The sequence below is a fragment of the Deinococcus sp. genome (assembly GCF_018260405.1).
Lineage (GTDB): Bacteria > Deinococcota > Deinococci > Deinococcales > Deinococcaceae > Deinococcus.
This window is the reverse complement of record NZ_JAGLBG010000005.1, coordinates 37,453-63,555: the sequence shown is the minus strand read 5'-3', so window position 1 is coordinate 63,555 and position 26,103 is coordinate 37,453. Positions and strand designations below refer to the sequence as shown.

Sequence of the window (26,103 nt, the reverse complement as noted above, 5' to 3'; positions counted from 1 at the left end):
TCAAACTCTCCAAAAAATGGTTCAATACAGTCAAACGACCGTGATTGATAAGTGTTGATCCAAACATCAAGTGCTTGGCCGACATCCCGGTGGGATGTCTTTATGTGATTTCGCAGCCTAAACTGCGTTATCGGTTCGTGAATCTGGAGCAAACCGGGAGGGTCTGCCGCTCACACCACTCTGTCGAATGGGCCTGCTCTCACTACTTCTCTTCTTCTGTCATGCTTCCCGCCTCGCTTGAGGCTCAGAAACAATACAGGCCTCAGCTTTTTCTGTCAACCCCCTATCGACAAGACCGGCCACCCGCAGGAGCCAGAGCGCAAAAAACCCGTCCTGCACACATAACAGGACGGGGGCAGTTGATTTAACCAATCTTCATCTTTTAAGCAAAATGGTTTCTTGCACCTTGAGACCGCCGTCCAGGGCCGCCTGAGCATATTTGCGTGCCTGCGCCAGGTCATGGTCGCGGTAGTTGCCACATTCCAGTTCACTGACGCCAGGAATAGGTCTATCGTGCCCAGCCGTGTCCTTGAGGGCGGCTTCAAACGCTTTGAGCACGCCCTTTTCATCAGGTTCGCCGCTAACTGCCATGTACATCCCGGTACGGCAGCCCATCGGTGAAACATCGATCACATCCTTCAGGTGGTCACGCAGGTACCCCGCCAGCAGATGCTCCAGCGTATGAATGGCCGCCGGTTCGATGGCGCCCGAATTGGGCTGGAGGAGCCGCAGGTCATACTTGCTGATGCTGTCGCCCCTAGGAGTCTTTTTGACGCCAGCAAGACGTATGTAAGGGGCTTTGACCTTGGTGTGGTCCAGATCGAACGATTCGACATTTGCCATAGCCCCTATTTTGGACCCTGAGACTCGCCGGGCGTAGTGCGGAGGTCACCAAAAAAAGCTCTCCGTAACAGAGAGCTGGATACTATGGATAACGCGGCTAGTGGATGTCACCTTTTGGGCCAATGGTGGGTCAATGGAGAGCCGGGAGGACTGAATTCAAGCTGTTGCCGACGACACTCCCTCTCTCATGATTCAGATTCCAACCGACACCGACTTAGCTCGTCCTCAATAAGTCCAGGCCGTTTGGTTTACTATTTTACGTCGCCATACCCAGAACTGTTGGCCGGTTGAGGAACAGGCGCCGTACCTGACGTTGCGGCGGGTGTACCAGTCGCCGGAACCGGGGAAGTGGCCGTGGACTGACCGCCGAACATTCCCTGCTGGTCAGCGTAAATGACACCGGCACAGACCAGCAAGATCAGCCCTAGCACCGTACCAATCAGGCGGGCACGGCTCATGGCTGGCTCCGCGCCGTACGGTTTTGCTCTCCGGCGGCTAGGGCTTCGTCAAGCAGGGCAGCATTCCGCCCGGCCCGTCTGGCGATTTCACTCAGAGCACTTTCAGTCACGTGTTGGTCCTCGGCACTCAGATTAGCCTGTTGCAGCGCCGATGCAACGTTCCCTTTGGCCTGGGCGAGCTGGGTGTCTATACGGGCTTTTTTAATCTGGCGGTCAAATTCTCCCAGATCGGTTCTGAGATCAGCCAAGTGCGTCTGAGCGCGGGCAAACGCCTCACGGCTGACTTGCAAATCATGCTCCCAGCGCTCGGTATCGCCGGGGTCCATTTCCTTACGGTTGGTGTCGATCAGGCGGCGAAAATCTTCGAGATGACCGTTGGCCTGCGCAAGTTGCTGGCTTTTGGACGTAATAAGGTTCTCGAACTGTTTGCGCTGGAGAATAAGGGTCTCCAGGGGCATAGCCCGCGCCACCGCTTCCTTGGCCCGCACACGGCCCGCCTGAAGGGCCATAACCAGCGCGGGCAGTAGGATGACCACTGCCAGCAGAGCCACCAGCAACGCCACCATAGTCACTGTGGTCAGAACGACGTTGAACAGGGCAATAGCAGCCGCCGTCAGTGCTACCAGGCCAAGTGCCCCCCCACCCGCGATCAGGGCGATCTTGGCCGGAGTGATGGCGGCTGAACCCTGGCCAGAAGGTTGAAGATCAATCACTGTGTCCTGACGAACAGGCTTACTCATGCCTCTTTATAGCGGAAATTTGTCAGGGAAACTACAAGTATCCTAAAACAAATAGCCCAGAAGCGCTCTGCCTATCACGAGCAGAGCGCCTCAGACTAATGGTGGCCAAGCTAGTGCTTAGGCGTGGGCTAACGCGGCGTGTTCCCAACCGAAGACGGCCTTGTTGTCTACAGCCAGGGCTTCGTTGCCCGCCTTAATGGTCGCGGCCAGCGCCTTGGTTTCGGGGAACAGCTTGGCAAAGTAGAACCTAGCGGTCTGGACTTTGGCGAGGTAGAAGCCGTCCTTGTCCTGGCCCGCGTCAATTTTTTCCTGGGCGATTTTCGCCATGCGGGCCCACAGGTAGCCGTACACAACATGCCCGAAGAAGCGCAGGTAATCCACGGCGGCGGCGTTGACCTCGTCGGCCCCTTCCGCGCCCTGCATGGCCTTCTGACCGATCACCATAGTCAGGCTGCCGAGCTGCTGCGCGGCCTTGCCCAGTTGCCCCACGTAGTCGCCGATATGCTCGTCGCCTTCATTTTCCTCGGCGAAGGCCTGGAGGGTTCCGGCGAGATTCTGGAGCTTCTTGCCGCCGTCCATAAGAACCTTGCGGCCCAGCAGGTCGAGTGCCTGAATGCCGTTGGTACCCTCGTAAATCTGGCCGATACGGGCGTCGCGCACGAACTGCTCCATGCCCCACTCGGCGATGTAGCCGTGCCCGCCGAAGACCTGCTGGCTCTGCACGGCCACATTAAAGCCGTTGTCAGTCATGAAGGCCTTGGCAATGGGAGTCAGCAGAGCTACGAGGTCGCCCGCTTCCTTGCGCTTGGCCTCGTCGGGGTGGTGAGCCTCGGTGTCCAGCGAGAGAGCCAGCCACAGCGCCAGCGCACGTCCGGCTTCGCTGTAGGCCTTGCCAGTCAGCAGCATACGGCGCACGTCGGGGTGCACGATGATGGGGTCGGCTTCCTCACCGCTCACACGGGGCTCGTGGCGCATCTGGAGGCGGTCTTTGGCGTAGGCCAGCGCGTTTTGGTAAGCCACTTCGCCAATACCCAGACCCTGAAGACCCGTGCCCAGGCGGGCGGCGTTCATCATGATGAACATGTGGTTCATGCCCTTGTTGATCTCGCCGACCAGCCAGCCCTTGGCACCGTCGAAGTTCAGGACGGCAGTGGCATTACCGTGAATGCCCATCTTGTGTTCCAGGCTGCCGCACACCACGCCGTTGCGCTCGCCGGGCTTGCCACTGGCGTCGGGAATAAACTTGGGCACCAGGAACAGTGAAATTCCCTTCGTGCCGCTGGGGCTGCCTTCCAGTCGGGCCAGGACAAGGTGCACGATGTTTTCGGTCAGGTCGTGTTCACCCGCCGAGATGAAAATCTTGGTGCCGCTGATGCTGTAGGTACCGTCGCCGTTATCCGCTGCTTTGGTGCGGATGATGCCCAGGTCGGTGCCCGCGTGCGGCTCGGTCAGGCACATGGTGCCGCTCCAGCTGCCGTCTACGATATGAGGCAGGTAAAGTTTCTTCAGTTCGTCGCTGCCGACGGCCTGTAGGGCAGCGTAAGCGCCGTGGCTCAGGCCGGGGTACATGCCCCAGGCCACGTTGGCCGAGCAGATCATTTCGTTCATGGCAATGCTGATGAGGTGCGGCATCCCCTGACCGCCGTACTCGGGGTCGGAGTCCAGCGCGGTCCAGCCAGCGTCACAGAACTTCTTATAGGCGGCCTTGAAGCCGGTGGGCGTCTTGACGTTGCCCTGCTCGTCGCGCACGCAGCCTTCCTTGTCTCCGGTCTGGTTCAGAGGCTGAATTTCGGTTTCGACAAAGCGGGCAGCCTCATCAAGCACCTGAGAAAGCAGGTCGAAATCAGCGGTTTCGTTGTCCTTGTAAAAGGGCAGAGCGGCGAGCTGCTCACCCGCGCCAAGAACTTCTTGCATAACAAACTTCATATCGCGTAAAGGGGCTTTGTAGCTGGGCATGAGTATGTCCTCCATAGACAGCCCCCTGAGGGAGTGTCTTCTAATTCTAAATTGGACTGAGTATAAAACTTTTTAGGGTGTTTGTCACCCGTATTCCGCACACTATGCCTTTCTCGGTAGTGGGCCCGGAGCCTTTTCACCGCCACAGAAACGTGAAGCTAAATTGACTCGTCTGGGACGCCATTCGCTGTACTGTCGCCCTCGCTTTGCGCTCTGCGAGGCCTAACCTCTCGCGGTGCGAGCAGCAAGCCCCCGCAGGAGTAAAGGGGCTGAGACCCCGTGCTTATGGGCACTGTCTTGGCCGAAATCCAGAAGGTTCCCGACGAGATAAAGCTAGGACTTTTGAGCAAAGGTTTGCATCTGCGAAGTGCTGACACGTAATCAGGTATGCTTCCTGGGCGTATGAATTACCCAAGCCTGGTCTGGCACCTCAAAAGGACAGAATTGTTCGCCGACCTGGAGCTTGCCGAACTGGAACGTGTCGCGGCAACCACTCCTTACCGCTCTTATCAGTCTGGGGAAGTGATCTACCGCATGGACGACCCCGCCGACGCGCTGTATTTCGTGCGTAGCGGTCTGGTCAAAATCAGCAAGCTCTTTCCTAACGGCAAAGAGGCTATTTTAGGCGTGGTGGGCCAGCACGATACTTTTGGCGAGCTGCTGCTTCAGCCCGAGGAACGCCGCCCGACTCAGGCCGAGGCGCTTGAACGCACCATGCTGATTGTTTTGCCGCGCCAGGAACTGCAAAAACTGCTGGAAACCAAACCCGACCTGGCGATGAAACTGATCCGGCTGATGGCAACCCGGCTGTTCGAGGCCCAGGCCTGGACCGCCACTGTCAGCGCCTACAGCGCCTCCGAGCGCGTCGCCAGCCTGCTGTACCGCCTGGCCCGCGAATTCGGACGGCCCCACAGCCAGGGCACCGAGCTGAACCTGAAACTGAATCAGGAAGACATTGCCCGCATGGTCGGAGCTACCCGCGAAACGGTGAGCCACAGCCTGAACAAGCTCAAGCACGACGGGGTTATTGTCCGCGCCAGAGCGCCGATCATCGTACGAATGGACGCGCTCCAGAGCTACATCGACTGCAAAAAGTAAGCCTCTACGCGCTTGACCAGCCCAAATGGCCTTCGCAGCGGGCGTCATGTTCTATGACCGGTCATGCCGACGGTCATTCGCCTGGCCCCGACTGAAGATGCCCCCGCCATCGCGCTGGCGCTTTCCCGGAGCTGGCGAGCAACGTACCGGGGCCCGACACAGAGTTCCTGACACAGAGTTGTGCACGCTTTAAACTGGCAGCGGCCCGCTGAGCCCACAGGACGCGCCCGCGCCTCTATGCTGTTTCGCATGACCGATCAGCCCGAACTGAGTGCCGCGCAGCGCACTGAACTGGAACTGCTGGCCCGTGGCAAGCAGGAAAAAAGCCGGGTGCTGCGTGAAATGGCCCTCCCTGAAACGCCCGAAGCGGCCCACGCGCTGCTGCTAAAGCTGGGCCTGTGGACCGAGGCCCGCACACCCTATGCCGACCGCCTGCACGCCACGCTGCTTCCTGTGACCCTGCCCGTCCCGGCGTTTCCCGAAGAGGAGCGGCTGGACCTGACTCACCTGCCCGCCTTTGCTATTGACGACGAGGGAAACAAGGATCCCGACGACGCCGTGGCCATCGAGAAGATAGGCGGCGGCCTAACCCGGCTGTGGGTGCATGTGGCCGATGTCGCCGCGCTGATTGCGCCCGACAGCCCGCTGGACCTCGAAGCCCGCTCGCGCGGCGCGACGCTGTACCTGCCCGACCAGACGATCGGAATGGTGCCCGACGCCCTGGTCGAGCAGGCCGGGCTGGGGCTGCATGAAACCAGTCCGGCGCTGTCGGTCTGCCTGGATCTGAACGCCGACGGTAACGCCGACGCCGTGGACGTGGTGCTAACCACCGTGAAAGTCAAGCGCCTGACCTACAGCGAGGCGCAGCAAAAGCTAGAGGCAGGTGAAGAACCCTTCGTGACGCTGGCGCGACTGGCACGGGCCAGCCAGGAACTGCGCGAGTCGGAAGGTGCGCTGTCTATCGACCTGCCGGAAGTGCGGGTCAAGGCCGATGAGCAGGGCGCTTATGTAACGCCGCTGCCCAAGCCCGAAATGCGGCTGGTGGTGCAGGAATGCATGACGCTGGCAGGCTGGGGCGCAGCCATTTTTGCCGACGATAACGATATTCCGCTGCCCTTTGCCACCCAGGACTACCCGACGCGCACGGTACGCGGCGACACCCTGCCCGCCCAGTGGGCGCGCCGCAAAACCCTGGCTCGCACGCGCTTTCAGCCCTCGCCGGGGCCGCACCACGGCATGGGCCTGGACCTGTATGCCCAGGTGACCAGCCCCATGAGGCGTTACCTGGATCTGGTGGTTCACCAGCAGCTCCGGGCCTTTCTGGCGGGGCGGGAGCCAATGCCCAGCAAAACCATGTCCTCGCACATCGCCCAGGCCAGCCTGAATGCCGACGGTACCAGACAGGCCGAGCGCCTGAGCCGACGCCACCACACCCTGCGCTTTATCGCTGCGCAGCCGGAGCGCGAGTGGCCTGCCATCGTGATCGACCGCCGGGGCGCACAGGCCACCGTGCTGATTCCCGAACTGGCCTTTGACGTGCCGATCAGCACGCCCGCCGCCGTCGGGACGCAGTTCCGCGTCAAATTTAGCGACATTAATTTCTCGACGCTGTCGAGCCGCGCCCGGATTGCTGAGAATTCTTCGCAGTAAATCGCCAGAGAATGAAATAAAGCTGCATCTTTCCGGTCATAAAAGAAAGAATCCCGTCTGGGAGGCTGAAATCTATTTCATCTCGCATTCATAGACGGGGACATCTGTCTACACTGACAGCTATGACTGCCACAAGCAGTGTCGTGAGCGACATCGTGACCCTCCGTATCAGCCATTGCCGCGCCGAACACGCCGCAAAGCAGAGCCAGTATCACGTGGCGGTGCTGCACTACCGCTGCTGCCTGGAAGCCGCCGAATGCCGCCAGGACCATAAGGCCACGCAGTTTTTTGCCCTGAAATTGGCCGACTGCTACGAGCATATGGGTCTGCTGGGCAAGGCCGGAACGTTCCGGGCGTTGGCTGAAGCCGCTCCTCTGCTAGAACTGTAAAGGCTGGTCAGGGTTCAGGTCATACGGCCGCCGCGTGGCAACTACTCAGGGCGTAAATTATCGCAGCAAGTTTAGAGGCAGTGTACTGGCGGGACGATGTTTTATACGGGCTGCGCTTCATTGCGCCACAGTCGGGAAGGCCGCCGCCTGCGGGTTCACACCGCAAAGTCCGTATGACAGACGAAACTTTCGAGTGGGAGCTCTTTTGACACGTCCGGGGATAAGCCCCGGACGCTCCCATTTCAGTGGTGTCGGGCATAGTTCTAGCCAACTACCTTGCCGAGTGGAACGAGTAAACAAGAAAGAGCAGGATGTAGAATGAAGGGGGCGGCGGTGTGTTTCCGACGTGCCCATCATTCACAGAACTGCTCTAGGAATAACGCAGGGTCAGCGGGCGCGAATGACCATCGCAATGCCCATGCCGCCGCCGATGCACAGGCTAGCAACGCCCGTTTCCTTACGGGTGCGGCGCAGCTGGTGAATCAGCGTGACCAGCACGCGTGCCCCGGAAGCCCCGATGGGATGCCCCAGCGAAATGGCCCCACCGGTGATATTGACCCGCTCCGGGTCGGCTTTCAGGTCGTGAACCACGGCCAGCGACTGCGCGGCGAAGGCTTCGTTTAGCTCGAACAGGTCCACGTCGCTGATCTTCATCCCAGCTTTGTCGAGGGCCAGGGGCACCGCCTTGGCCGGGCCGATACCCATAATGCTGGGATCCACACCGATGTTGGCGTATCCGGCAATCTCGGCCAGCACCGGCAGGCCGTTCGCCTGGGCGTACTCCTCGGTGGCGACCAGCAGCATGGCCGCGCCGTCGTTGATGCCGCTGGCGTTCCCAGCCGTCACGGTGCCGTCTTTTTTAAAGGCGGGCTTCAGCTTGGCAAGCGCCTCGGCGGTGGTGGGGCGGGGATACTCGTCGTGCTCGAATTGCACCGGCCCCTTGCGGCTGGGCACTTCCACGCTGACAAGTTCGTCCTGGTAAAAGCCGCCCGCCTGCGCCGCTGCCGCCCGGTTCTGGCTTTCCAGCGCAAAGGCGTCTTGCATCTCGCGTGTCAGGTTCCACTGCGCGGCAATGTTTTCGGCCGTGATCCCCATGTGGTACTGCCCAAACACGTCTGTAAGGCCGTCGACCAGCAGGCTGTCGAGCACCTCGCCGTGGCCCAGGCGGTAGCCTTCGCGGGCCTTGGGGAGCAGGTAAGGGGCGCGGGACATGCTTTCGGTGCCGCCCGCCAGATACAGCTGACCGTCGCCCGCCCTAAGGCCCTGCACGGCGCTGATGACCGCTTGAAGACCACTGCCGCACATCCGGTTGACCGTTAGCCCCGGTACCTGGTCGGGCAGCCCCGCGCCGCGTCCGACCTGCCGCGCCACATTCATGCCCTGCCCGGCTTGCAGCACGTTCCCGACGATCACGTCGGCGACCTCCTCTCCCCGGATACCTTGCAGCATCTCCTGGGCCGCAGCGACGCCCAGTTGCGCCGCTGTCACGTCTTTGAGGCCCCCCATAAAGCTGCCAATGGGCGTGCGCTTGGCCGCCACGATCACTATTTTGGTCATGGCAGCAGGCTAGCGAACGCCGCGCGGCCAGTTCTGGGGCCTAACCGACAGAGCTGGCTAACGGAGCCGGGGAACACAGTCGGGGAACACAGCCCAGTCACAGAGAAAGTACCGGCCAGACCAACCGTTCACTGCCCGCAGCATAGGTCAGAGGGGAGGCAGAGTGACCGACAGTCCTTCAGGGATTACGAACGGTTGAAGATGTACTGCGCCCAGGCAGGCTGCCAGTGGGCAAACTGTCCGTGGGCATAGACCCCGAAGTTCGGCGCGTGTGGGCGGGTGTGCAGGGGCATGGCGGCTTCTTCGGGCGTGCGGTTGCCCTTGCGCTGGTTGCAGGCGCGGCAGGCGGTCACGACATTGTCCCAACCGTGGCGGCCCCCGCGTGAACGCGGCATGACATGGTCCATGGTCAGGTCGTCGTGGTTGCCGCAGTACTGGCAGGTAAAGGTGTCGCGGCGCAGTACGTTGCGGCGGTTAAAGGGCACCGGATGAACCCGTGGGCGGCGCACGTACCGGCGCAGGCGAATGACGCTGGGCACCTGGAGGACGGTACTGGGCGAACGCACCACATCGTCGCTGTCTTGCAGGACTTCCGCCACACCGTACTGCACGAGCGTAATGGCGCGTTTAGCGCTCGTAACATGCAGCGGTTCATAGGACGCGTTAAGCACCAGAACACGCGGCGCATTCAGGTCCGGCGCGACGCGGCGAGGTATTCGAGTTTCTTCCCCTCCAGTTCCAAGCGTATTCATGCCTCATTCTAAAAGTTTCTGGTCAAGAAAGTGTTGCGCCGAGTGGCCTAGTCCGAGTGGCCTAGTACAAGTTGAACGGGAGAAGCGCCCCCGCCCGCGTACAGAGGCCCAGAGAATGAGGCCCGGTCAGCGCGGCAGCAGCCCACCGCGCATTAGCGTCAGCGTACCGTCTGCGACGTACTGCACGGCAAGCGCCGCCAGCAAAACCCCCAGGACGCGCGTGACCACATGAATTCCGGTCAGGCCCATCAGGCGGGCGATCTGCCCACTTAGGCGCAGCGCCAGGTAACACAGCAGCAGCACGGCCCCCGTGACCAGCATGACCGTCAGAAGCAGTAGGGGTTCGCCGTGCGCCGTATTCGCCTCGATCATGATGCTCGCCAGAGTTCCCGGCCCGGCAATCAGCGGAATCGCTAGCGGAAATACACTGATGTCGGGGCGCTCCTGGGCTTCCTTTTCTTCCTCGGGGGTTTCCTTGCTGCCGCTCTGACGCGCAAAGACCATATCGAGCGCGATCATGAACAGAAGTAGACCCCCAGCGATCCGGAAGGCGCTGAGGCTGATGCCCAGGTAATGCAGCAGCGCCTGCCCGAACAGCCCGAACAGCAAGATGATACCGCCCGCGACCAGCACGCCCTTAGTGGCCATACGTCGCCGCTCGAAAGCCGGTCTGCTGCCTGCCAGACCGATAAAGATGGGGGCCAGGCCAATCGGGTCCATGACCACCACCATGGTCAGAAAGGTTCGGTTGGCTATGGTCAGAAATTCGCCTAGATCGGGCACAGTCCGCAGAGTATCAGGCCCCCCCCGCTCCGCTTCCCCGACTACTGCAGGTGTTGTTTGCAGTCAGGGCCTTTGAAAACGCCGCGCCGCCGCTGCACAAACAGCCCTAGAGCATTTTGCAAAAAGATGGTGCTCTTTTGACCATCTTTTGCCGAGTGGAACGAGTGAACAAGAAAGAGCAGGACGTAGCATGAAGGGGGCGGCGTTGTTCCGACGTGCCCATTATTCGGAGAACTGCTCTCAGTCAAAGGAAAACTCCCCGAAAGCGTCAGGGCTTACCGGGGAGGCGATCAAGGCGGGCCTTAATCAGATGAGGGTCTTGCGGCACTTGCTGCACACGCGCACGCGCAGGCTGACGCCGCCACGGGTCACGGTCATGGGTTGCAGATTGGGCTTCTGGCTGCGCTTGGACACACCAGTCACCTTACGGCCTACCCCACCCGCAGCGCGGGCCTTACCACGGCGGATAACCGAATTGACGACAATCGGCCCCTTACCACAAACTTCGCACACTTTAGCCATGTTCAACGCTCCTTCTTGAGTCTGGGCTGTACTTTTTTCCTGGCAGGCGCACCCCGGCTCCACCCGCTCGGCGGGTCAGGGCGTCAGCCGGGCCAGGTGAGGCCAGACAAGCCGTTAAACTGTAGCACACCGCGCGGGCCAAACAAAGAGCAACCGGATCACCGGTCAGGGCAACCGCAAAGTCGGTTCAAATCAGAGTCGCTTTTTCTGCCAAAAACAGAAATTGTAGTGTTCATTCTGCAATTTTGGGACTTTGCGGTTGCCCTGCGGTTCGTCATTGTGGTCATCGTGGCTGCGGTGAAAGTACCTGCACTTCCAGGGCACCGTCTGCAAATTCCAGCCGGAGAGTCTTTTCGCGCCTCCCCTGCGCGGCGCCGGTGACCACTTCACCAGTGGCGCCACGTACCAGGGCGTAGCCGCGCCTGAGCGTGCGCTCGGGTGTAAGGCCCAGGGCCTGGCGCATCAGGGCGTCTGCACCGGTGCTGGCGGCTTCGACCTGCCGCTGCGCCGCGCCGCGTATCCGGTCTACCATCCAGGCCGCTCCCGCATCGGCCTCGACCAGCACCTGTGCGCCGCGCTGAAAAATGAGACGGGCGTTGTCATGAGCCTGGGCAGTTGCGCTCGCCACCGTGCGTACGATCAGGGCCGCCGCCTTGCTGGGCGTATCGGTGCGGATATTCGCCACCTCGTCGGGAAGGGTATCGTCGCGGGCGTGTCCCAGACCGGTGATCACCGGAACCGGAAAAGTCGCCAGTCCGCGTGCCACCCCCAGGTCATTAAGCCATGCCAGATCAGTCGCCGCCCCACCGCCGCGAATGACCACCAGCGCGTCGAACGGCGTCTGATCGTGCTGCTCACGGGCTGCGGCAATGGCCCGGCTCAAACTGCTCGCCGCCTCACGTCCCTGAAAGGTGGCTGTCAGATAAACAAATTCCACAATTCCGGCGGCCTCCAGTCGGTCGGCTTCCCGGCGAAAATCGCCCAGGCCAGCCGCTTCCTGCGGGGCAATGACCGCCACGCGCGAGAAATCCTCAGGGGCAGGTAAGAGGCGGTTAAGTCCGTAGACGCCTTCGAGCACCAGTGTTTCACGCATGGCCTTGACCCGCAGGGCCGCGTCGCCCAGCGTAAATTCGGGGGCAATGTCCAGGATATGCAGCGAAAACCCGTATTGCTCGTGAAATTCGGCTGTGCAGTACAGCAGCACCTTCAATCCGGCGCTTAGCGCCCCGCCCGTCGCCCGGCGAAATTTGGCGTCCAGCGCAAAGCGCTCATGCGCCCAGAGCGTCGCGCGGCATTTGGCAACCTCGCCGCTTTCCCCGCCCCCGATCAGTTCCAGGTACAGGTGCCGCCTGTCCGTCAGAGAGGCGATCTCGGCCCGCACCCACACCGCGCCTGGCACGCCCCGCGCAATTACCTGCCCGACATAATTCAGCAGCTCCGGGAGTTCCAGAAACTGTTCGGGCGGGCGCTGGGATTCGGTTTTCTGGCGTCTGGGCATGGCTGTGGCAAACCTCGGAACTTAGAGCATTGTGCAAAAAGATGGTGCTCTTTTGACCCTCTTGTTGCCGAGTGGAACAAGTGAAAAAAACAGCAGGGCGTAGAATGGCAGGACGTAGAATAAAGGGGGCGGCAGTGTTGTTCCGACGTGCCCATCATTCGGAGAACTGCTCTAACCCTCGGAAAACAGTCGAGTGAAGGTTAATGCGCTGACTTTACCACCTGTCGCCCAGCGTCCGGCCAGCAAACGCCGCCGCCACTCCCAGGCTGAGGCTGCCAAAGGCGTAGACCAGGGCCAGCGCCGGAGCGCCACGGGCCAGTAGGGTCTCCAGGTCAACACTGAACGTGCTGAAGGTCGTAAAGGCCCCCAGAACGCCCGTACCAAAGGCCAGCCGCGCCTCTTCCGGCCACACGCCGCGCCCGGCCAGGGCCACGGTCAGGCCCAGCAGGAACGAACCCAACACATTGATAAGCAGCACATGCACGGGAAATCCGGCGCGTGCGGCATGCGGCGTTAGCAAAAGCACCGTACCGTAGCGCAGGGCCGCTCCGATGGCCCCGCCCAGCATGACCCACACCCAGTTCACACCAGGCAGAATACGCAATCCTGACCCCGACGGGCGGCAAAGCACGTAGCATGACAGTTATGATCCGTGCCAAACGCCTGTCTACCGGCGCCGAACTGCCGTGGACCGGCCAGACCAGCGATGTCTGGATAGACGTGCAGAGTCCGGCCCCCGACGAACTGGCCGCCCTGTGCCGCGCCTTTGCGATCAACCAGCTGGCCCTTGAAGACGCCCTGGAATATGGACACTGGTCGCGTGCCGAGGTCTACCCCGAGCACGCCTTTATTACCGTGCGCAGTTACGCCGACCCGGTGAATGACCGGGAATTCACGGAGCGAGTCAGTCTCTTCGTATTCCAAGACGCCGTCATCAGTCACAGCGTCGGCGGCACCCTGGCGCTGGGCAAGGTCTGGGACATGGTCGGGCGTGAGATGGTCAATACACCGCAGGAAATCACCTACGAGGTGCTCGATCACACCGCCGATACTTTTTTTATGCTGGCCGACACCCTGGAAGCCCGCGTCGACGAGCTGGAAGAAACGGTCTTCCGTACCCAGCGCCACAGCTCCGTCGGAGAAATCTTCGACCTCAAGCACCTGATCGGCCCGGCCCGCCGCCTTGCCAGCGACGCCCGTGAAGCCGCCGCCCTGTTAGGCCGCCACGGCACCGGTTCAGCTGCCGATCTGGTGCGTTACCGGGACGTGCAAGACAGTTTCATGCGGGCCACCAGCCGTTTCGAGGCCCTGCGCGAACACCTGACCAGTCTGCTAGACCTGCAACTGAGCCTGCAAGGTCAGCGCATGAATGAGGTCATGCGGACGCTTACCGCCGTCAGCATCATCTTTTTGCCGCTCACCTTTCTGGCGGGTGTGTGGGGCATGAACTACCAGATGATGCCCGAACTGCACTGGCGCTACGGGTACGCGTTTGCGTGGGCCAGCTTTCTGGGAGTCGGTTCCCTGCTGGCCTACTATTTCAAGCGGCGCGGCTGGTGGTAGGCAGGCGTGCGAGCCTCTCCCCTGCCCCCTGCGGCAGACCTCTAAGTGCGGCCAAGTGACCGTGTAGGGGTGACCCAAACACCAGGCTATCCCTGCACTCACCCTTGACCGCACCTTTTCCCATACTCGCCCCGCCCGGTTTGTCTTTACGCAAACTTGGTTGTCCTTAGCTCCAGCGGGCGATTACAGCGCTTCGAGCATCAGGCGGTCCGGATTTTCAAGGAGCCGGATTATTTCTTTGCAGAAGCGGGCCGCGTCGGCCCCGTCGACCAGGCGGTGGTCGAACGAGAGCGAGATGTACATCATGTGCGCGACCACGATGTTGTCGTCCTGATCGACGATGGGGCGCTTGATGATGCTGTGGATTCCCAGAATGGCCGCGTCGGGCACATTGATAATCGGAAAGCTAAACAGCGCTCCTATGGTGCCGATGTTAGTGATGCTAAAGGTGCTTCCGGCCAGTTCGTCGGGGTGCAGTTTGCCATCATTGGCGCGTCCGGCCAGATCGACCACTTCGCGGGCCAGCTCGAAGATGCTCTTGTGGTTCACGTCCCGGATCACAGGAACAGTCAGCCCAGCTTCCGTCGCTACTGCCATTCCCATGTTGTAGTAGCGCTTTTGCACGATTTCCTGCGTGGCCTCGTCAAAACTGGTGTTCAGGCTCGGGTATTTTTTGAGGGCCGCAGCCACCGCCTTGAAAATAAAAGGCAGATAGGAAAGCTTTACGTTGGCTGCGCTGGCCTCAGCTTTTACGCGGTTACGGAACTCGACCAGGCGGGTCATGTTGACTTCATCAACGGTCAGAGTCCGCACAGTGTACAGGTGGCTGGCAAACATCTGGTTGCTGATTGCCCGGCGCATTCCACGCAGGGGCAGGCGGTCTTCAAGGTGCTCGTAACCTTTGGGGGTACGGTACTGAACCGGGGCGGGCAGATGACCCACAGGTGCGGCAGCTTTTGCTGCTTGTGGCTGTGCCGGAAGCGGGGTCTGATGAGACGGCCCGCTGGCCTCCCCCGTTGGCTTTCCTGTCCCCTGCTGCGCGTGCTCCGCGACGTCTTGCACGCGGATACGGCCATTAGGCCCGCTGCCCCGTACGGTCGCCAGCTCAAGCCCCAGCTCACGGGCCAGTTGGCGGGCGGCAGGCACCGCCAGGGTACGGCCCTCGCCCGGCAGGTACTGGGGTGCAGGGGTCTGCGGTTGCCCGGCAGCGAAGGTCTTCAGCAGCCTGGTAGCGTCGTCCTGCGCCGCCGGAAGGTGGTTCGCCTCGACAATGCTGCCGCCCACTTGCTCCCGTTCTTCCTGGGCCTGCACGGAAAGCTGCGGCCTGGAGGCGGCTGGCGCAGCTTCCGTGGACGGTTCTGGCGCGGTTGCCGCCTCCAGATCGCCCGTAGCTTCCCCGATCAGGGCAATCACCGAATGTACCGGCACCACGTCGCCCTCGGCGACCAGACGCTTACGGAGCACCCCGGCCACCGGACTGGGCAACTCGACGGTCACTTTGTCGGTCATAACCTCGCACAGCGGCTGTTCCAGGGCCACGGGATCGCCCTCATTCACGAGCCATTTCAAAATTTCACCCTCGACGACACTTTCAGCCAATTCCGGGAGCACTATTTCTTTCATACCGACCTCTTAGAGCATTCGGAGAACTGCTCTAATGAAGACCCGCTAGGGCCATTCAGAGCATTTTGCGTAAGATGTTGCGCTTGTGACCCCGTGCGGGGGGTTGAACGGCACCCACTGACCTTCCGCGAACGGCTCTAGTGCAAAAGGACAGCCCGGAGCACCCCCCAGACCAGTAAAAGTGCGGCCAGCACCTGAATCCAGCGCTCGCCTGCTGCGTAGACCCAGGCCGCGCCACCCAGCAAAACGAACAAGGCCCCCACCGCCACGCTCTGCCACGGCTCGCCTAAGCGGTGAGCAAGCTGATAAAGCGCGTAGCCTATGCCAAGCCCAGCCAGACTGAGCAGCGGACGCAGGAATTCGGGCGGCATATCAGTCGTTAAGTCCCTCGCCACAGTTCACAACTGTGCGCCATCTTGCCTGAAAACAAATCCTAAGTGCTGCATGGACCTCCTCTAGAATGCACGGGCATGGACGATCTTCCCGGCACAACAATTTTGTCTAGTGTGTGGTAGGTATTTTAGTCGGCAACAGGTGTGTGGTGTGTTATCCCATTGTCCGGTATTGCAGGACACAATTCGACAATAGCAGGCTCTAGCCTGGAGGGTCTGTCCATTCCCACGACAACGTACTCAACTGTGTCATTAATAATACGCAAACAGTACGAGGTCCAGTGGCACACTTCCGGGAACGGCCCTCCTCTCCCCTACCGGCTTCAGGCCCTGGGCCAGTGCTCGGGCTTCGGCCAGGTACTCGGCGTAAGGCACCTCGCCCACTCCGGTCTGGGGCCGTTCGCTGCCGAACAGGTCTAGAGGGGCCTGATCCGCCGGGTGGCTCCAGGCCCCGGTTTTCCAGTCGAAGCTGTAGTGGTGCATAAAATGCTCTCCCCATTCGGCCACGAATTCTATGGCGCTCAGGATGAAATCCACCTCCGCGTCGCTGGCCCACGGAGCCAGATTCAGTCTGGTCCAGCCCGGCTTAATGCCTTCCAGGTCACTGATGACACACTGAAAGTAACGCTCGCTCTGGGCGTCGTCTACATTCAGCAGGGCGTGCCCGTAAGGCCCAGCACACGCGCAGCCGCCACGCGCCTGAATACCGAATAGGTCGTTGAGCAGCCGCACCACCAGCCGTGGATGCAGGTAAGGCCCAGACTCGGTATGAATGAGGAACGACAAAAAGGCCAGTCGCTCGGCGCGTGGATTGCCCAAAATCTGAATGCGCGGCTGGGCGGCCAACCGACCGAGCGCCTGCTGAAACAGCTGGTGTTCACGCTGGGTCAGCTGCTCTACTCCCAGTTCCTCCTTGACCTGGAAGGCCAGCGCCGTGCGAATCTTGCCCAGAATGGCAGGAGTTCCGGCGTCTTCCCTCGCCTCGATATCGTCTACGAAGGCGTGGCGAGTACGGCTGACATAGCTGACCGTGCCGCCGCCCGCCGTGCTAGGAGCGGCCAGCGTATACAGATGTTGCTGAAAGCATAGCAGTCCTGGCGTTCCCGGCCCGCCGACGAATTTGTGTGGACTAAGGAAAACAGCGTCGTAGCCGTCCGGCTGGCCCGGCTTCATATCGATTTTGACATATGGTGCGCTGGCCGCAAAATCGAAGAAGGCGTAGGCGCCGTGAGCATGCAACATTCGCGCCACTGTGCGGGTATCGGTCAGGAGTCCCGTGACATTGCTCGCCGCGCTGAACGAACCGATCTTGGGGCGCTGCACATAGCGCGGGTCCTTCAGGGCCTTGAGCAGAAAATCCAGATCCAGGTTTCCCTCCTGACACAGTGGGATTTCGATAACCTCGGCCAGCGTTTCGCGCCAGCTGACCTCGTTGCTGTGGTGTTCATAGGGGCCCACGAACACTACTGGCCGTTCCTGCTCGGGCAAATGCTCGAGCACCGTGTTCCGGTGCGCTGCCGAAACGGTCAGCCCCAGAATGTCCTGGATGCGCCGCACCGCCGCCGTACTTCCCGAACCGCAAAATACCAGTTTGCAGGTGGCGTCGCCGCCCAGTTGCGCCCGGATATAGTCCTGGGCCTGATGGGTCAGGTGCGTGCTGTGTGCCCCCGTCGCGCTGTCCTCGGTGTGGGTATTGGCATATAAAGGCAGAGCCAGCGTCGCCACGCGCTCTTCCACGCTCTTCAAGGGTTTCCCCGAGGCGACGTAATCGGCGTAGGTTACTCTTCTGGCTCCAAAGGGGGTCTGAATAACCGCGTCGGTGCCCATCAGGTCGCGGCGCAAAGTAGCGAAGTCCATGAAAAGATTGTACGGACTTGGGCTACGGCTGATGGTAATACTGTGGCAAAACCTGCAAAGGCGGCCTGCACGTTACGGTTGTCTGGCCTCAAAGCCCCTACACTTCTTCAGATATGAGCGGCTGGAATGTCATTGTTATCGGTGGGGGTCACGCGGGCATCGAAGCCGCCTGGGCCGCCGCCAAATTCTCACAGGTTGCCCTGCTGATCGGTAACCCCGCTACGGTGGGCCGTATGCCGTGCAACCCGGCGGTCGGCAGCCCCGGCAAAAGCCAGCTGGTGTTCGAGCTTCATGCTCTGGGCGGTCTGATGGGGCGCCTGGCCGACGACACGGCCATTCACACCCGTGTCCTAAACGCCAGCAAAGGCCCGGCGGTGCAGTCGCTGCGTGTTCAGAACGAGCGCGACGCTTACGCCGAACACGCGCAGGACATCATCTTCGGTCACCCTGGGATCGATATTCTGCGCGGTGAAGCTGCTGATCTACGTGGAGACGGGCGGGGCGGCTGGGTGGTCACGACCACCGACGGGCGCGAGTTTCACGCCCGCAGTGTCGTGGTAGCCGCTGGGACTTTTATGCGGGCACAGACCTGGTATGGCCGCCAGACCCGTCCCGAGGGTCGGCAGGGAGAACCACCTGCCCGCTTTCTTTCGTCGCCGCTGGCCCGCGCCGGACATGTGCTGAAGCGGTATAAAACCGGCACGCCCCCCCGCGTTCGGGCCGACTCTGTTCAGTTCGGTGAGCTTTTGCAAATTCCGGCGGATCCCCAACCGCGCGGCTTTACAGGTGCGCCCGGCCCCCGCGCCACCGAGTCACCGACCTGGCAAACCTACACCACTCTTGAAACGCACCGACTGATTCAGGAAAACATCCACGAGTCACCCATGTACGCCGGAGATATTGAGGGGCGCGGCCCGCGTTACTGCCCCAGCATTGAGGACAAGGTGGTCAAGTTTGCCCATCATGACCGCCATCTGCTGTTTGTGGAACCCGACGGTATTCAGACCAGCGAGGTCTATTTGCAAGGCTTTAGCTCCTCGCTGCCGCCGCATCTTCAAGATCAACTGGTGCGCACCTTGCCTGGTTTCGGTCGGGCTGTTATTCAGCGTTATGCCTACGCCGTCGAATACGACGTGGTGGACTCGACCGAACTGACTCTGAATCTGGAATCGCGGCATATGCCGGGCGTTTTCACGGCGGGGCAGATCAATGGCACTAGCGGCTATGAAGAGGCGGCGGCCCAGGGACTGATTGCCGGAACGGCTGCTGCCCGCCGCGCACAGGAGCTGCCCGAACAGTTTGTGACCCGCGAAACTGGCTATATCGGGGTTCTGCTCGACGATCTGGTGTTCAAGGGAAGTGACGAACCCTACCGCATGATGACCAGTCGCGTCGAGCACCGCCTGTTGGTTCGCCAGGACAATGCCGATGAGCGCATGACCCCCATTGGCGTGAAGCTCGGGCTAGTGGCTACGGCACAAGCAGAGCGCGTTTCCCAGAAATATCAGCAGGTTCAGGCAGGCATATCTGCTCTAGAGCAGCAGCGGGTTCAGGGCAACACGGGTGACGGCTGGTTGCGCCGCCCCGAATTTACCCTGAGTGATGTCGAGGCTTTGGGCCTCAGCCTGCCGCAACTGTCTGCTGAAGAGCGCGAGGCTGTGGAAATCCGAGTGAAGTACGCCGGATATATCGAACGCGCCAAGACGCAGTTGAAAGCCGAGGCCCGTGCCCGCAGTCTCAGCCTGAGCGGGATTAATTTTGCAGCGATCAGCACACTATCCAATGAGGCCAGGGAAAAATTGGCTCGTCACCAACCTCAAACCGTTGAACAGGCCTCCCGTATTTCTGGCGTGCGGCACGCAGACATCAGCGCGTTGCTGGTACATGTCAAGCAGGCGGGCGTTTCACGGGAAACCTGACGGTGAAACAAGGGCGACGTGCTGCTTCGCCCCAGGCTTGACCTCCTTCACGTTTCACGGGAAACTTGACCGTGAAACAAGGAGGGCTTCTTTTTGACCGAATTTGAACAGGGACTGTTGCTCGGCATCCTGATCGGTGAAGGACATTTTGGCGGCGACGGCAAGCAGCCTCAGATTACGGTGCGTATGCACACCCGCCACCAGCGGCTGTTTGAAACCCTACGGCGCATGTGCCCCGATTCCAAGCTGTACGGCCCCTATCAGCATGGTGGCCGCAGTTACTACCAGTGGATGGTGAGGGGTGAGGCGCTCCGTGAAAAATTGCTGCCTCTTTTAGACCGCTTGCCAATAGAGCAAACGGATGAACACGTGTATGCGAGGTATATGGATATGAAGCAGCGGTATAACCTGTGACGCCCGAGGGTCTGGCCCTGCTGCAAGACGGCGCAGGACAATTGAAACTAGAGTTGACCCCTGAGCAACTGTCGAAATTCGAGCAACTTTACATTCTGCTGCTTGAGGGCAATCACCGCCTCAACCTGACGGCGCTGCGGCAGGAGCGTGACATTGTGCTGAAACACTTCGTCGATTCGCTGAGCTGTTTGCGGGGCGGGCATCTTGGAGGCGATCTGAGGGTGCTCGACCTGGGCACGGGCGGCGGTTTTCCAGCGCTGCCTCTGGCGATCATGCGCCCCGAACTGCACCTTATTCCGCTGGATTCGACACGCAAAAAGATCGATTTTGTGCGTGAGACAGCCGCTGCATTGGGCCTGGATAATGTGACCCCACTCGTCGGGCGCGCCGAGCAGGTCGGTCGCCTGCCGGACTACCGTGAACAGCTTGACCGGGTGGTGGTGCGTGCTGTAGCCGCCTTGCCGGTGCTGGTCGAACTGGCCTTGCCTCTGCTCAGGGTCGGTGGTCAACTGGTGGCCCAGAAGGGAGCGCTAGGACAAGAAGAACTCGGGGCCGGGCAGCAGGTGGCGCGGGAACTGCGCGGTGAGGTTATAGAAGTGGACTCGTTCGGACTGCCGATCTTGGGAGACGAACGGACGCTGGTGGTGGTTCGCAAAGATGGCCGGACGCCGGAAAAATATCCACGGCGTGAGGGTGTGCCTACTACCCAGCCGCTATTCTGGAAAGTGAAGTGATGGGAGAGGCATGAAAACGATTGGAGTAGTCAACCAGAAAGGCGGGGTGGGGAAAACCACAACAGCTGTGAATCTGGCCGCGTATCTGGCCGCCAGCGGGCGTAAAGTGCTGCTACTCGACATGGACCCGCAGGGCAACGCCACCAGTGGCCTGGGTTTGCGCGGAGCCGAGCAGGGGCTGTATGAAGCCCTGGGCGAACCGGGGCGCGTACAGGAGTTCATCGTGACGGGCACTCAGAAGGGCCTAGACGTGCTTCCGGCAACCCCGGATCTGGCGGGCGCAGGGGTCGAACTGGCTGATGATCCCGACGCTCTGGCCCGGTTGCTGGCCAGTATTCAGGGCTACGATCTGGTTCTGATTGACGCGCCGCCTAGCCTGGGGCCGCTGACGGTGAATATTCTGGCCGGGGTAGATGCGCTGCTGATTCCTGTGCAGGCCGAGTATTACGCCCTGGAGGGTCTGGCGGGCCTGATGGAAACGGTGGAGCGTGTGCAGGGGGGGCTGAATCCGAAGCTGAAAGTGCTGGGCGTGGTTCTGACCATGCTGGACAGCCGCACCAATCTGGCCCAGGAAGTCGAGACGATGGTGCGCCAGCACTTTGGCGAACTGGTGTTCTGGTCGGTCGTGCCGCGCAATATTCGCCTGAGTGAGGCCCCCAGTTTTGCCAAACCGATCAACGCCTTTGCGCCGCTTTCGAGTGGTGCAGCGGCCTACAAGCGCCTGAGTGAGGAGGTGCTGCAACGTGTCGAAAAAATCTAGCCTGGGCCGGGGGCTGGACGCTCTGCTCAGCAAAAAGACGGAGGAGGGCGCAGGGACTCAGGTTCAGACCATCCGCATAGACAGGATAACTCAGGCAGGCTACCAGCCACGGCAGGTGTTCGGGCCGGAAGCCCTGGCCGAACTGGCGCAGAGCATCCGGGAAAAGGGCGTGTTGCAGCCACTGCTGGTGCGCCCACGTGGCGACGGCTTCGAGATTGTGGCGGGTGAGCGGCGTTGGCGGGCGTCGCAGCTGGCCGGACTCACCGAATTACCAGTCATCGTGCGTGACCTAGGCGACCGTGAGGCGCTGGAAATCGCCATCATCGAGAATCTGCAACGGGAAGACCTGGGACCGCTGGAAGAAGCGCAGGCTTATCAGGCTCTCATGGATCACGGACTGAACCAGGAGGGCGTGGCGCGGGCGGTAGGCAAAGGGCGGAGCACTGTCACCAACGCGCTTCGCCTATTGAGTTTGCCCGCGAATATCCTGCGGGCGCTTGACAGTGGGGAAATCACTGCCGGACACGCCCGCGCGATCCTGACGCAACCGGAAAAAGACCGGGACTGGGCACTAGAGCAGATCACCAAAGGTCAGTTGAACGTGCGTGAGGCCGAAGCGCTGAAACGGGAGAGCAGGGGAGCCGCTCCGGTCAAGGTGAACCCGCCGCGCACTTACCGTCAGCTTGAGTTGGACCTAAGCCGCCGCACCGGAACAAAGGTGCGAATTACCGGTGAAGACAAGGGCCGCGTGGAACTGAATTACGCCTCACGGGAGGAACTCGACCGCTTGCTACAGCTTCTGGGCTATGAGGCAGACACTTGAACGCCGCTCTTTAACGGTCGTTACAAAACGGGGGAGGGGAGAGGCTATTTGCTGGCCTCTCCCTTTTGCTTAATGATGCACGTCTGCCCCAAATAGAACAAGAAGGCGAAAAGGAGCTTCTGGTAAAAGTGGAGGCGTAGAGCCGTCCGGCGGAGGCACAGCTGGTGCTTGGTCAGGGGTCACAGAATTTAGCGTAGTCCGTCTTACTTTTTGGTGCCGACCCTGAAGATGTTGGGCCAGGGGCGGTAGGTGCTGCGCAGCACGTCGCGCTTGACTTCCTTGTTGCCCTGCATGAACTTGCGTGTGACCTCGATCACTGCGCCGGGAGCGGCCCAATCCACCTGCTGCCGGGTGCCCGCCGCCAGCGTGGGGTCAGGAATCAGACGGTCTTTGGGTCTGGGGCTGGTTTTAAGGGTTTTGGGTTCCTCGATAACCACGTTGTATTGCGGGGCTTTGCCGAACACGCTGACGCTGAGAATATGATCGTTGTCGTCCCACTCGGTCTGGAACCACAGCGGCCCACCGGTGTTATTGGCAAAGCGCAGGTCGAGACTGGGCTGGTAGATGGTGGCGTCGAGGCCCTGCGGGTCGTAGTAATGCACCTGATACGAGTGGTTCTGGCGCTGCACGATGGGCAGTCCGGCGCCGTATAGCGTACGGAAGACGGTAGAGCTGACCTGACAGATACCGCCCCCCACGCCACTGGCCGTCTGGTCGCCTGCAATGACCAGGCCCGCGACGTAACCGTTACGCGCCGTGATCGGGCCGACCATCTGATTGAAGGAAAAAGTCTTGCCATCAAACAGGCGGTCCTTAAAATTCTTAGCCCCGACATGAATGTTGGTGATGCGGTCCGCGCCGCTGCCGTCATAACTGGTCTGACCCGTCGCCAGGAAGTTGGTAATGCCCCTGGAGATAAAAAACTCCAGAGTACGTTTGGGAGGTGTTTGCCCAGTCACGACCACATCGGCCTGAGCCGCCTGGGGGTCACTCAGCATTGCCAGAACGTTGGCGCGGCTGGCCTGGCGGTCGATCTGAAGGTTGTTGCGTTGCACGGCGGCCCAGCGGCCATCTTCCAGTTGCATGAACCGGGCGTCCTGGCCTGCATTTTCAAGCTGGTCGAAGAACTTGTTCAGGTCGATACCAAGTTGCGTGCTGATTTTACCGCCGCGCCGCAGTTCGGCTGCCCGCTCCGCCGGAATAGGCAGCGTGCGGACAAAGGCGGTGGTGGTCTTTTGGCCTGCAATCAGCGCCGGAATCTGAGTACGCACCGTAATAAGCAGTGGCCCGCTTGCCCGTGGGCTGGGCGCAGCAGGAGTGGGCGCGGGTGCCGAAGCAGGCGTTGCTCCTGCCGCAGCCGCACTGTCGGTGGTGGCCGCAGTAGGGATGGAGGCGGCAGGGGTGGGAGCAGCAGGCCCGGGAGCCACAGCGTAAGCCACGGCCCCCAGAGCGAGGGCTGTGGTCAGAAAGGGAACTGAAAACCGGAACTTCATAGCTGCCAGTATTTCACGCACGGAGTTGATGCCCGTGAAGGCCTGAAAAACCTTCACCTGCCCGCAAACCCGCTCAGGTCGTGCTGGCGACCGGGGCCAGTTGCCGCGCGATCTCGGCCACTGCGTGATCGGCATGAAAGCGCCCGTTCTCGATAAACACCTGATTGGTCTTGCCCGCAAAGCCTGCTGATCCGACCACAAACAGCCCCGGCACGCTGCTCTGAAAATGTTCGTCGAGCACCAGGCACTGATCGGGCTGTTCGGCCAGTTGCAGCCCAGCCAGGAAGGATAGGTCGGGGCGGTAGCCAGTCAGGGCAAATGTGAAGTGGGTGGGCAGCTCGAAGGTGGTGTTGTCCGGGCGCTGCACGACCACATGTTCGGGGCGAATTTCGACCACGCGGGAATTGAAGTGGGCCGCGATACTGCCTTCCTTGATGCGGTTTTCGAGGTCGGGGCGCACCCAGTACTTGATGGTGCTCTTGAGTTCGGGCGCACGCACGACCATCGTCACGTTGACGCCGCTGCGCCACAGGTCGAGGGCCGCGTCTGCCGCGCTGTTGCCCGCGCCGATCACCGTGACATTCAGGCCCATGAAGGGGTGAGCCTCGGTGTAGTAGTGGCTGACATTTTCGCTGTCCTCGCCGGGAATGCCCAGGTACAGGGGGTTGTCGTAATAGCCGGTCGCCACGACCACGCGCCGCGCCTCGACCACGCCGGGCCTGCCGTCTTGCGCCTCGACTTCCAGGGTAAAGCCCGCCGGGGCCGCGTGAACCTGGGTGACTTCGGTGTACTGGCGCACGTTGAGCGCCTCGCGCTGGGTGACCAGCCGGTAATACATCAGGGCGTCGCGCCGGTCGGGTTTGTCGTGCCCGGTCACGAAGGGGTGGTTACCGATTTCGAGTTCGGGGGCGGTCGTAAAAAACCCCATGTAGGTTGGATATTCAAAAATGGCGTTGACCACGCAGCCCTTTTCCAGCACCACGTAGCTCAGGCCCGCGCGTTTGCAGGCGATGGCGGCGGCCAGCCCCACCGGGCCAGCACCGACGATAGCAACGTCAAAAAGACTCATGGGGGCATTGTGGCAGAGGCGCAGCAAAAAAAAGGAAGTTGATTTAGAAATGTCGGTGCTGAGCTTTCTGTGAACCGGGAAAAGGTCGCTATATTGCGCGAAATGTCTCTTCCAGATGTGCAGAGCGCCGTACAAGCCATTCAAGTTTGGCTGGACGATCCACCCGGCGAAGCAGTGGTGCGCCAGTGCATTGTGCTTAGGCTCCTGCTCGCCGCTGGTTTTGACATATGGAATCCTGAAGAAGTTCACCCGGAAGAAACCAACGTCACCGGCAACCGGGCCGACTTTCTTGTTCGCCGTGGAACCGGACAGTTTGCGCTGGAACTGAAAGGGATGAGCGCAACTTTGCAAGCCCGTGACTATCAGCAGGCCCTGAATTACGCCGTGAGCGTCGGCACCCGCTGGGCCATTGTGACTAACGGGCGGCTATGGCGTGTGCTGGATGAACGCCTGGATGGTGACTGGAACGCCAAAATTGCCCTGACGATAGAAATGTCGCGTGATGACCAGAACTTTGGAGAAGATATAGCGGCCCTACTCGATCCGCCCAGTTGGGAACGGGACGCATTTGCCGACGTTGTGCAGACCGTCAGCAACCGCCAGCAACAACGCAAGGATGAAGCGCGGATTCGCCGTGAGAAAACCAGGGTCGTAGAAGAAACGCAAAGCGAATTTGAGATTGCTAGCTTTGAGAAAGCTGCTGACGCTGCGGCAAAAATGGGGCGGATTACAGAAGCTGAAAGGGATGTCCTTTTGAAGCGCGTAACAAGTGCGTCGCTTAAGCCAGAGGAGATCGAGTTCACCTACAGCATCGGCGCAGCAAAAGCGACTGCAATTTATCGGCCTGATGATGGAACTTGAACCGTGCGGGCTGGCAGTACCGCTCGGAACATCATTCTTGGCAATGGTTCAAACGCAAAATCTTTGGAAAAGCGCCGAGCAAAGATGCTCACTGAAGGCACTCTGAGCGCTATTGAGGGCAACTTACTGCGTTACGAAAAAGATTATTCTTATGACTCGCCAAGCACACCTGGAGTTGATATTTCAGGCGGCTCCAAAAACGGCTGGGAGGTCTGGCGCGATGCTCAAAACCATCCTGCTCAGAACTACCGCCACAAATAGCCAAATATCACCATTTTCCTGGAATCCCCTGGCCCAATCTGTTAAACTACTTTGTTTGATCGGGGCCGCCGGATTTGCCTCGAAAGGG

The 26,103-nt window shown here is 60.7% G+C and carries 26 protein-coding genes; 11 read left to right on the top strand and 15 right to left on the bottom strand.

Annotation, left to right across the window (positions count from 1 at the left end; genetic code table 11):
* Positions 1-375: 375 nt before the first annotated feature.
* The 4 genes from QZ269_RS01845 to QZ269_RS01830 all read right to left on the bottom strand — a co-directional run bounded on the left by QZ269_RS01845 (position 376) and on the right by QZ269_RS01830 (position 3,997).
* Complete coding sequence (locus QZ269_RS01845) at positions 376-843, bottom strand: S-ribosylhomocysteine lyase (RefSeq protein ID WP_291423681.1); 468 nt, start codon at positions 841-843, stop codon at positions 376-378.
* Between the two features lie 251 nt (positions 844-1,094).
* Positions 1,095-1,301 carry a hypothetical protein gene (locus tag QZ269_RS01840; RefSeq protein ID WP_291423679.1) on the bottom strand — a complete coding sequence of 69 codons (207 nt, stop codon included), beginning with the start codon at positions 1,299-1,301 and terminating at the stop codon, positions 1,095-1,097.
* A complete protein-coding gene (locus QZ269_RS01835; RefSeq protein WP_291423676.1) occupies positions 1,298-2,041 on the bottom strand; it encodes a hypothetical protein in 744 nt (247 codons plus the stop codon). The genes QZ269_RS01840 and QZ269_RS01835 overlap by 4 nt, the downstream gene beginning before the upstream one ends.
* Before the next feature lie 117 nt (positions 2,042-2,158).
* On the bottom strand, positions 2,159-3,997 hold the full coding sequence (locus tag QZ269_RS01830; RefSeq protein WP_291423674.1) for an acyl-CoA dehydrogenase C-terminal domain-containing protein: 1,839 nt from the start codon (positions 3,995-3,997) through the stop codon (positions 2,159-2,161).
* A gap of 402 nt (positions 3,998-4,399) precedes the next feature.
* Here QZ269_RS01830 and QZ269_RS01825 point away from each other — a divergent pair, with 402 nt between their 5' ends.
* From QZ269_RS01825 to QZ269_RS01815, 3 genes are all read left to right on the top strand, one after another.
* The gene (locus QZ269_RS01825) at positions 4,400-5,095 is read left to right on the top strand and encodes a Crp/Fnr family transcriptional regulator (protein WP_291423672.1); all 696 of its coding nucleotides are present in this window, start codon (positions 4,400-4,402) and stop codon (positions 5,093-5,095) included.
* A gap of 249 nt (positions 5,096-5,344) precedes the next feature.
* Positions 5,345-6,745: an RNB domain-containing ribonuclease gene (locus QZ269_RS01820; protein WP_291423670.1), complete on the top strand. Its 1,401-nt coding sequence runs from the start codon at positions 5,345-5,347 to the stop codon at positions 6,743-6,745.
* Between the two features lie 122 nt (positions 6,746-6,867).
* The gene (locus QZ269_RS01815) at positions 6,868-7,134 is read left to right on the top strand and encodes a hypothetical protein (protein WP_291423668.1); all 267 of its coding nucleotides are present in this window, start codon (positions 6,868-6,870) and stop codon (positions 7,132-7,134) included.
* A 387-nt stretch (positions 7,135-7,521) separates the two neighbouring features.
* Here the strand turns inward: QZ269_RS01815 and QZ269_RS01810 are convergent, their stop codons facing one another.
* From QZ269_RS01810 to crcB, 6 genes are all read right to left on the bottom strand, one after another.
* Positions 7,522-8,691: an acetyl-CoA C-acetyltransferase gene (locus tag QZ269_RS01810; protein ID WP_291423666.1), complete on the bottom strand. Its 1,170-nt coding sequence runs from the start codon at positions 8,689-8,691 to the stop codon at positions 7,522-7,524.
* 185 nt (positions 8,692-8,876) lie between these two features.
* Positions 8,877-9,443, bottom strand: a complete 567-nt coding sequence (locus QZ269_RS01805) for an HNH endonuclease (protein WP_291423664.1) — start codon at positions 9,441-9,443, stop codon at positions 8,877-8,879.
* Between the two features lie 126 nt (positions 9,444-9,569).
* Positions 9,570-10,226, bottom strand: coding sequence for a MarC family protein (locus QZ269_RS01800; protein ID WP_291423662.1), 657 nt, complete (start codon positions 10,224-10,226; stop codon positions 9,570-9,572).
* A 306-nt stretch (positions 10,227-10,532) separates the two neighbouring features.
* The gene (rpmB, locus tag QZ269_RS01795) at positions 10,533-10,748 is read right to left on the bottom strand and encodes a 50S ribosomal protein L28 (protein WP_291423660.1); all 216 of its coding nucleotides are present in this window, start codon (positions 10,746-10,748) and stop codon (positions 10,533-10,535) included.
* A gap of 283 nt (positions 10,749-11,031) precedes the next feature.
* Entirely contained in the window at positions 11,032-12,246 is a 1,215-nt protein-coding gene (gene xseA, locus QZ269_RS01790; RefSeq protein WP_291423658.1) for an exodeoxyribonuclease VII large subunit, read from the bottom strand.
* A gap of 214 nt (positions 12,247-12,460) precedes the next feature.
* On the bottom strand, positions 12,461-12,814 hold the full coding sequence (gene crcB / locus QZ269_RS01785) for a fluoride efflux transporter CrcB (protein ID WP_291423687.1): 354 nt from the start codon (positions 12,812-12,814) through the stop codon (positions 12,461-12,463).
* A 77-nt stretch (positions 12,815-12,891) separates the two neighbouring features.
* Between crcB and QZ269_RS01780 the strand changes: the two genes are divergently transcribed.
* A complete protein-coding gene (locus tag QZ269_RS01780; RefSeq protein WP_291423656.1) occupies positions 12,892-13,809 on the top strand; it encodes a magnesium transporter CorA family protein in 918 nt (305 codons plus the stop codon).
* 183 nt (positions 13,810-13,992) lie between these two features.
* On the opposite strand, the gene QZ269_RS01775 is transcribed toward QZ269_RS01780, so the two are convergent.
* From QZ269_RS01775 to QZ269_RS01765, 3 genes are all read right to left on the bottom strand, one after another.
* Complete coding sequence (locus QZ269_RS01775; protein ID WP_291423654.1) at positions 13,993-15,432, bottom strand: dihydrolipoamide acetyltransferase family protein; 1,440 nt, start codon at positions 15,430-15,432, stop codon at positions 13,993-13,995.
* A 137-nt stretch (positions 15,433-15,569) separates the two neighbouring features.
* Entirely contained in the window at positions 15,570-15,803 is a 234-nt protein-coding gene (locus QZ269_RS01770; protein WP_291423652.1) for a hypothetical protein, read from the bottom strand.
* A 273-nt stretch (positions 15,804-16,076) separates the two neighbouring features.
* Positions 16,077-17,681, bottom strand: coding sequence for an aminotransferase class V-fold PLP-dependent enzyme (locus tag QZ269_RS01765; RefSeq protein WP_291423650.1), 1,605 nt, complete (start codon positions 17,679-17,681; stop codon positions 16,077-16,079).
* Positions 17,682-17,794: 113 nt separating this feature from the next.
* Between QZ269_RS01765 and mnmG the strand changes: the two genes are divergently transcribed.
* The 5 genes from mnmG (at position 17,795) to parB (ending at position 22,331) form a co-directional block, all read left to right on the top strand.
* Positions 17,795-19,600, top strand: a complete 1,806-nt coding sequence (gene mnmG / locus QZ269_RS01760; protein WP_291423649.1) for a tRNA uridine-5-carboxymethylaminomethyl(34) synthesis enzyme MnmG — start codon at positions 17,795-17,797, stop codon at positions 19,598-19,600.
* 93 nt (positions 19,601-19,693) lie between these two features.
* Positions 19,694-20,014, top strand: a complete 321-nt coding sequence (locus QZ269_RS01755; RefSeq protein WP_291423647.1) for a hypothetical protein — start codon at positions 19,694-19,696, stop codon at positions 20,012-20,014.
* Entirely contained in the window at positions 20,011-20,748 is a 738-nt protein-coding gene (gene rsmG / locus QZ269_RS01750) for a 16S rRNA (guanine(527)-N(7))-methyltransferase RsmG (RefSeq protein WP_291423645.1), read from the top strand. The genes QZ269_RS01755 and rsmG overlap by 4 nt, the downstream gene beginning before the upstream one ends.
* 10 nt (positions 20,749-20,758) lie before the next feature.
* Positions 20,759-21,508 (top strand): ParA family protein, encoded by a 750-nt coding sequence (locus tag QZ269_RS01745; RefSeq protein WP_291423643.1) that lies wholly within the window; start codon positions 20,759-20,761, stop codon positions 21,506-21,508.
* Positions 21,492-22,331 (top strand): ParB/RepB/Spo0J family partition protein ParB, encoded by an 840-nt coding sequence (parB, locus tag QZ269_RS01740; RefSeq protein ID WP_291423641.1) that lies wholly within the window; start codon positions 21,492-21,494, stop codon positions 22,329-22,331. The genes QZ269_RS01745 and parB overlap by 17 nt, the downstream gene beginning before the upstream one ends.
* 203 nt (positions 22,332-22,534) lie before the next feature.
* On the opposite strand, the gene QZ269_RS01735 is transcribed toward parB, so the two are convergent.
* Entirely contained in the window at positions 22,535-23,824 is a 1,290-nt protein-coding gene (locus QZ269_RS01735) for a VanW family protein (RefSeq protein WP_291423639.1), read from the bottom strand.
* A 73-nt stretch (positions 23,825-23,897) separates the two neighbouring features.
* Entirely contained in the window at positions 23,898-24,893 is a 996-nt protein-coding gene (locus tag QZ269_RS01730; RefSeq protein WP_291423637.1) for a YpdA family putative bacillithiol disulfide reductase, read from the bottom strand.
* Positions 24,894-24,995: 102 nt separating this feature from the next.
* Between QZ269_RS01730 and QZ269_RS01725 the strand changes: the two genes are divergently transcribed.
* On the top strand, positions 24,996-25,754 hold the full coding sequence (locus QZ269_RS01725; RefSeq protein WP_291423635.1) for a type I restriction enzyme HsdR N-terminal domain-containing protein: 759 nt from the start codon (positions 24,996-24,998) through the stop codon (positions 25,752-25,754).
* Positions 25,755-25,757: 3 nt separating this feature from the next.
* Positions 25,758-26,015 carry a DUF4357 domain-containing protein gene (locus QZ269_RS01720; protein ID WP_291423633.1) on the top strand — a complete coding sequence of 86 codons (258 nt, stop codon included), beginning with the start codon at positions 25,758-25,760 and terminating at the stop codon, positions 26,013-26,015.
* Positions 26,016-26,103: the final 88 nt, after the last annotated feature.

What these genes read in the sequence shown, in the direction of transcription:
- xseA (WP_291423658.1), bottom strand. Translation starts at nt 12,246, where the DNA reads ATGCCCAGACGCCAGAAAACCGAATCCCAGCGCCCGCCCGAACAGTTT.
- rpmB (WP_291423660.1), bottom strand. Translation starts at nt 10,748, where the DNA reads ATGGCTAAAGTGTGCGAAGTTTGTGGTAAGGGGCCGATTGTCGTCAAT.
- crcB (WP_291423687.1), bottom strand. Translation starts at nt 12,814, where the DNA reads ATGCTGGGCGGGGCCATCGGAGCGGCCCTGCGCTACGGTACGGTGCTT.
- QZ269_RS01820 (WP_291423670.1), top strand. Translation starts at nt 5,345, where the DNA reads ATGACCGATCAGCCCGAACTGAGTGCCGCGCAGCGCACTGAACTGGAA.
- QZ269_RS01765 (WP_291423650.1), bottom strand. Translation starts at nt 17,681, where the DNA reads ATGGACTTCGCTACTTTGCGCCGCGACCTGATGGGCACCGACGCGGTT.
- QZ269_RS01840 (WP_291423679.1), bottom strand. Translation starts at nt 1,301, where the DNA reads ATGAGCCGTGCCCGCCTGATTGGTACGGTGCTAGGGCTGATCTTGCTG.
- QZ269_RS01845 (WP_291423681.1), bottom strand. Translation starts at nt 843, where the DNA reads ATGGCAAATGTCGAATCGTTCGATCTGGACCACACCAAGGTCAAAGCC.
- QZ269_RS01815 (WP_291423668.1), top strand. Translation starts at nt 6,868, where the DNA reads ATGACTGCCACAAGCAGTGTCGTGAGCGACATCGTGACCCTCCGTATC.
- QZ269_RS01805 (WP_291423664.1), bottom strand. Translation starts at nt 9,443, where the DNA reads ATGAATACGCTTGGAACTGGAGGGGAAGAAACTCGAATACCTCGCCGC.
- QZ269_RS01825 (WP_291423672.1), top strand. Translation starts at nt 4,400, where the DNA reads ATGAATTACCCAAGCCTGGTCTGGCACCTCAAAAGGACAGAATTGTTC.
- QZ269_RS01730 (WP_291423637.1), bottom strand. Translation starts at nt 24,893, where the DNA reads ATGAGTCTTTTTGACGTTGCTATCGTCGGTGCTGGCCCGGTGGGGCTG.
- QZ269_RS01745 (WP_291423643.1), top strand. Translation starts at nt 20,759, where the DNA reads ATGAAAACGATTGGAGTAGTCAACCAGAAAGGCGGGGTGGGGAAAACC.
- QZ269_RS01810 (WP_291423666.1), bottom strand. Translation starts at nt 8,691, where the DNA reads ATGACCAAAATAGTGATCGTGGCGGCCAAGCGCACGCCCATTGGCAGC.
- QZ269_RS01775 (WP_291423654.1), bottom strand. Translation starts at nt 15,432, where the DNA reads ATGAAAGAAATAGTGCTCCCGGAATTGGCTGAAAGTGTCGTCGAGGGT.
- QZ269_RS01835 (WP_291423676.1), bottom strand. Translation starts at nt 2,041, where the DNA reads ATGAGTAAGCCTGTTCGTCAGGACACAGTGATTGATCTTCAACCTTCT.
- QZ269_RS01780 (WP_291423656.1), top strand. Translation starts at nt 12,892, where the DNA reads ATGATCCGTGCCAAACGCCTGTCTACCGGCGCCGAACTGCCGTGGACC.
- mnmG (WP_291423649.1), top strand. Translation starts at nt 17,795, where the DNA reads ATGAGCGGCTGGAATGTCATTGTTATCGGTGGGGGTCACGCGGGCATC.
- QZ269_RS01735 (WP_291423639.1), bottom strand. Translation starts at nt 23,824, where the DNA reads ATGAAGTTCCGGTTTTCAGTTCCCTTTCTGACCACAGCCCTCGCTCTG.
- QZ269_RS01830 (WP_291423674.1), bottom strand. Translation starts at nt 3,997, where the DNA reads ATGCCCAGCTACAAAGCCCCTTTACGCGATATGAAGTTTGTTATGCAA.
- QZ269_RS01725 (WP_291423635.1), top strand. Translation starts at nt 24,996, where the DNA reads ATGTCTCTTCCAGATGTGCAGAGCGCCGTACAAGCCATTCAAGTTTGG.
- QZ269_RS01770 (WP_291423652.1), bottom strand. Translation starts at nt 15,803, where the DNA reads ATGCCGCCCGAATTCCTGCGTCCGCTGCTCAGTCTGGCTGGGCTTGGC.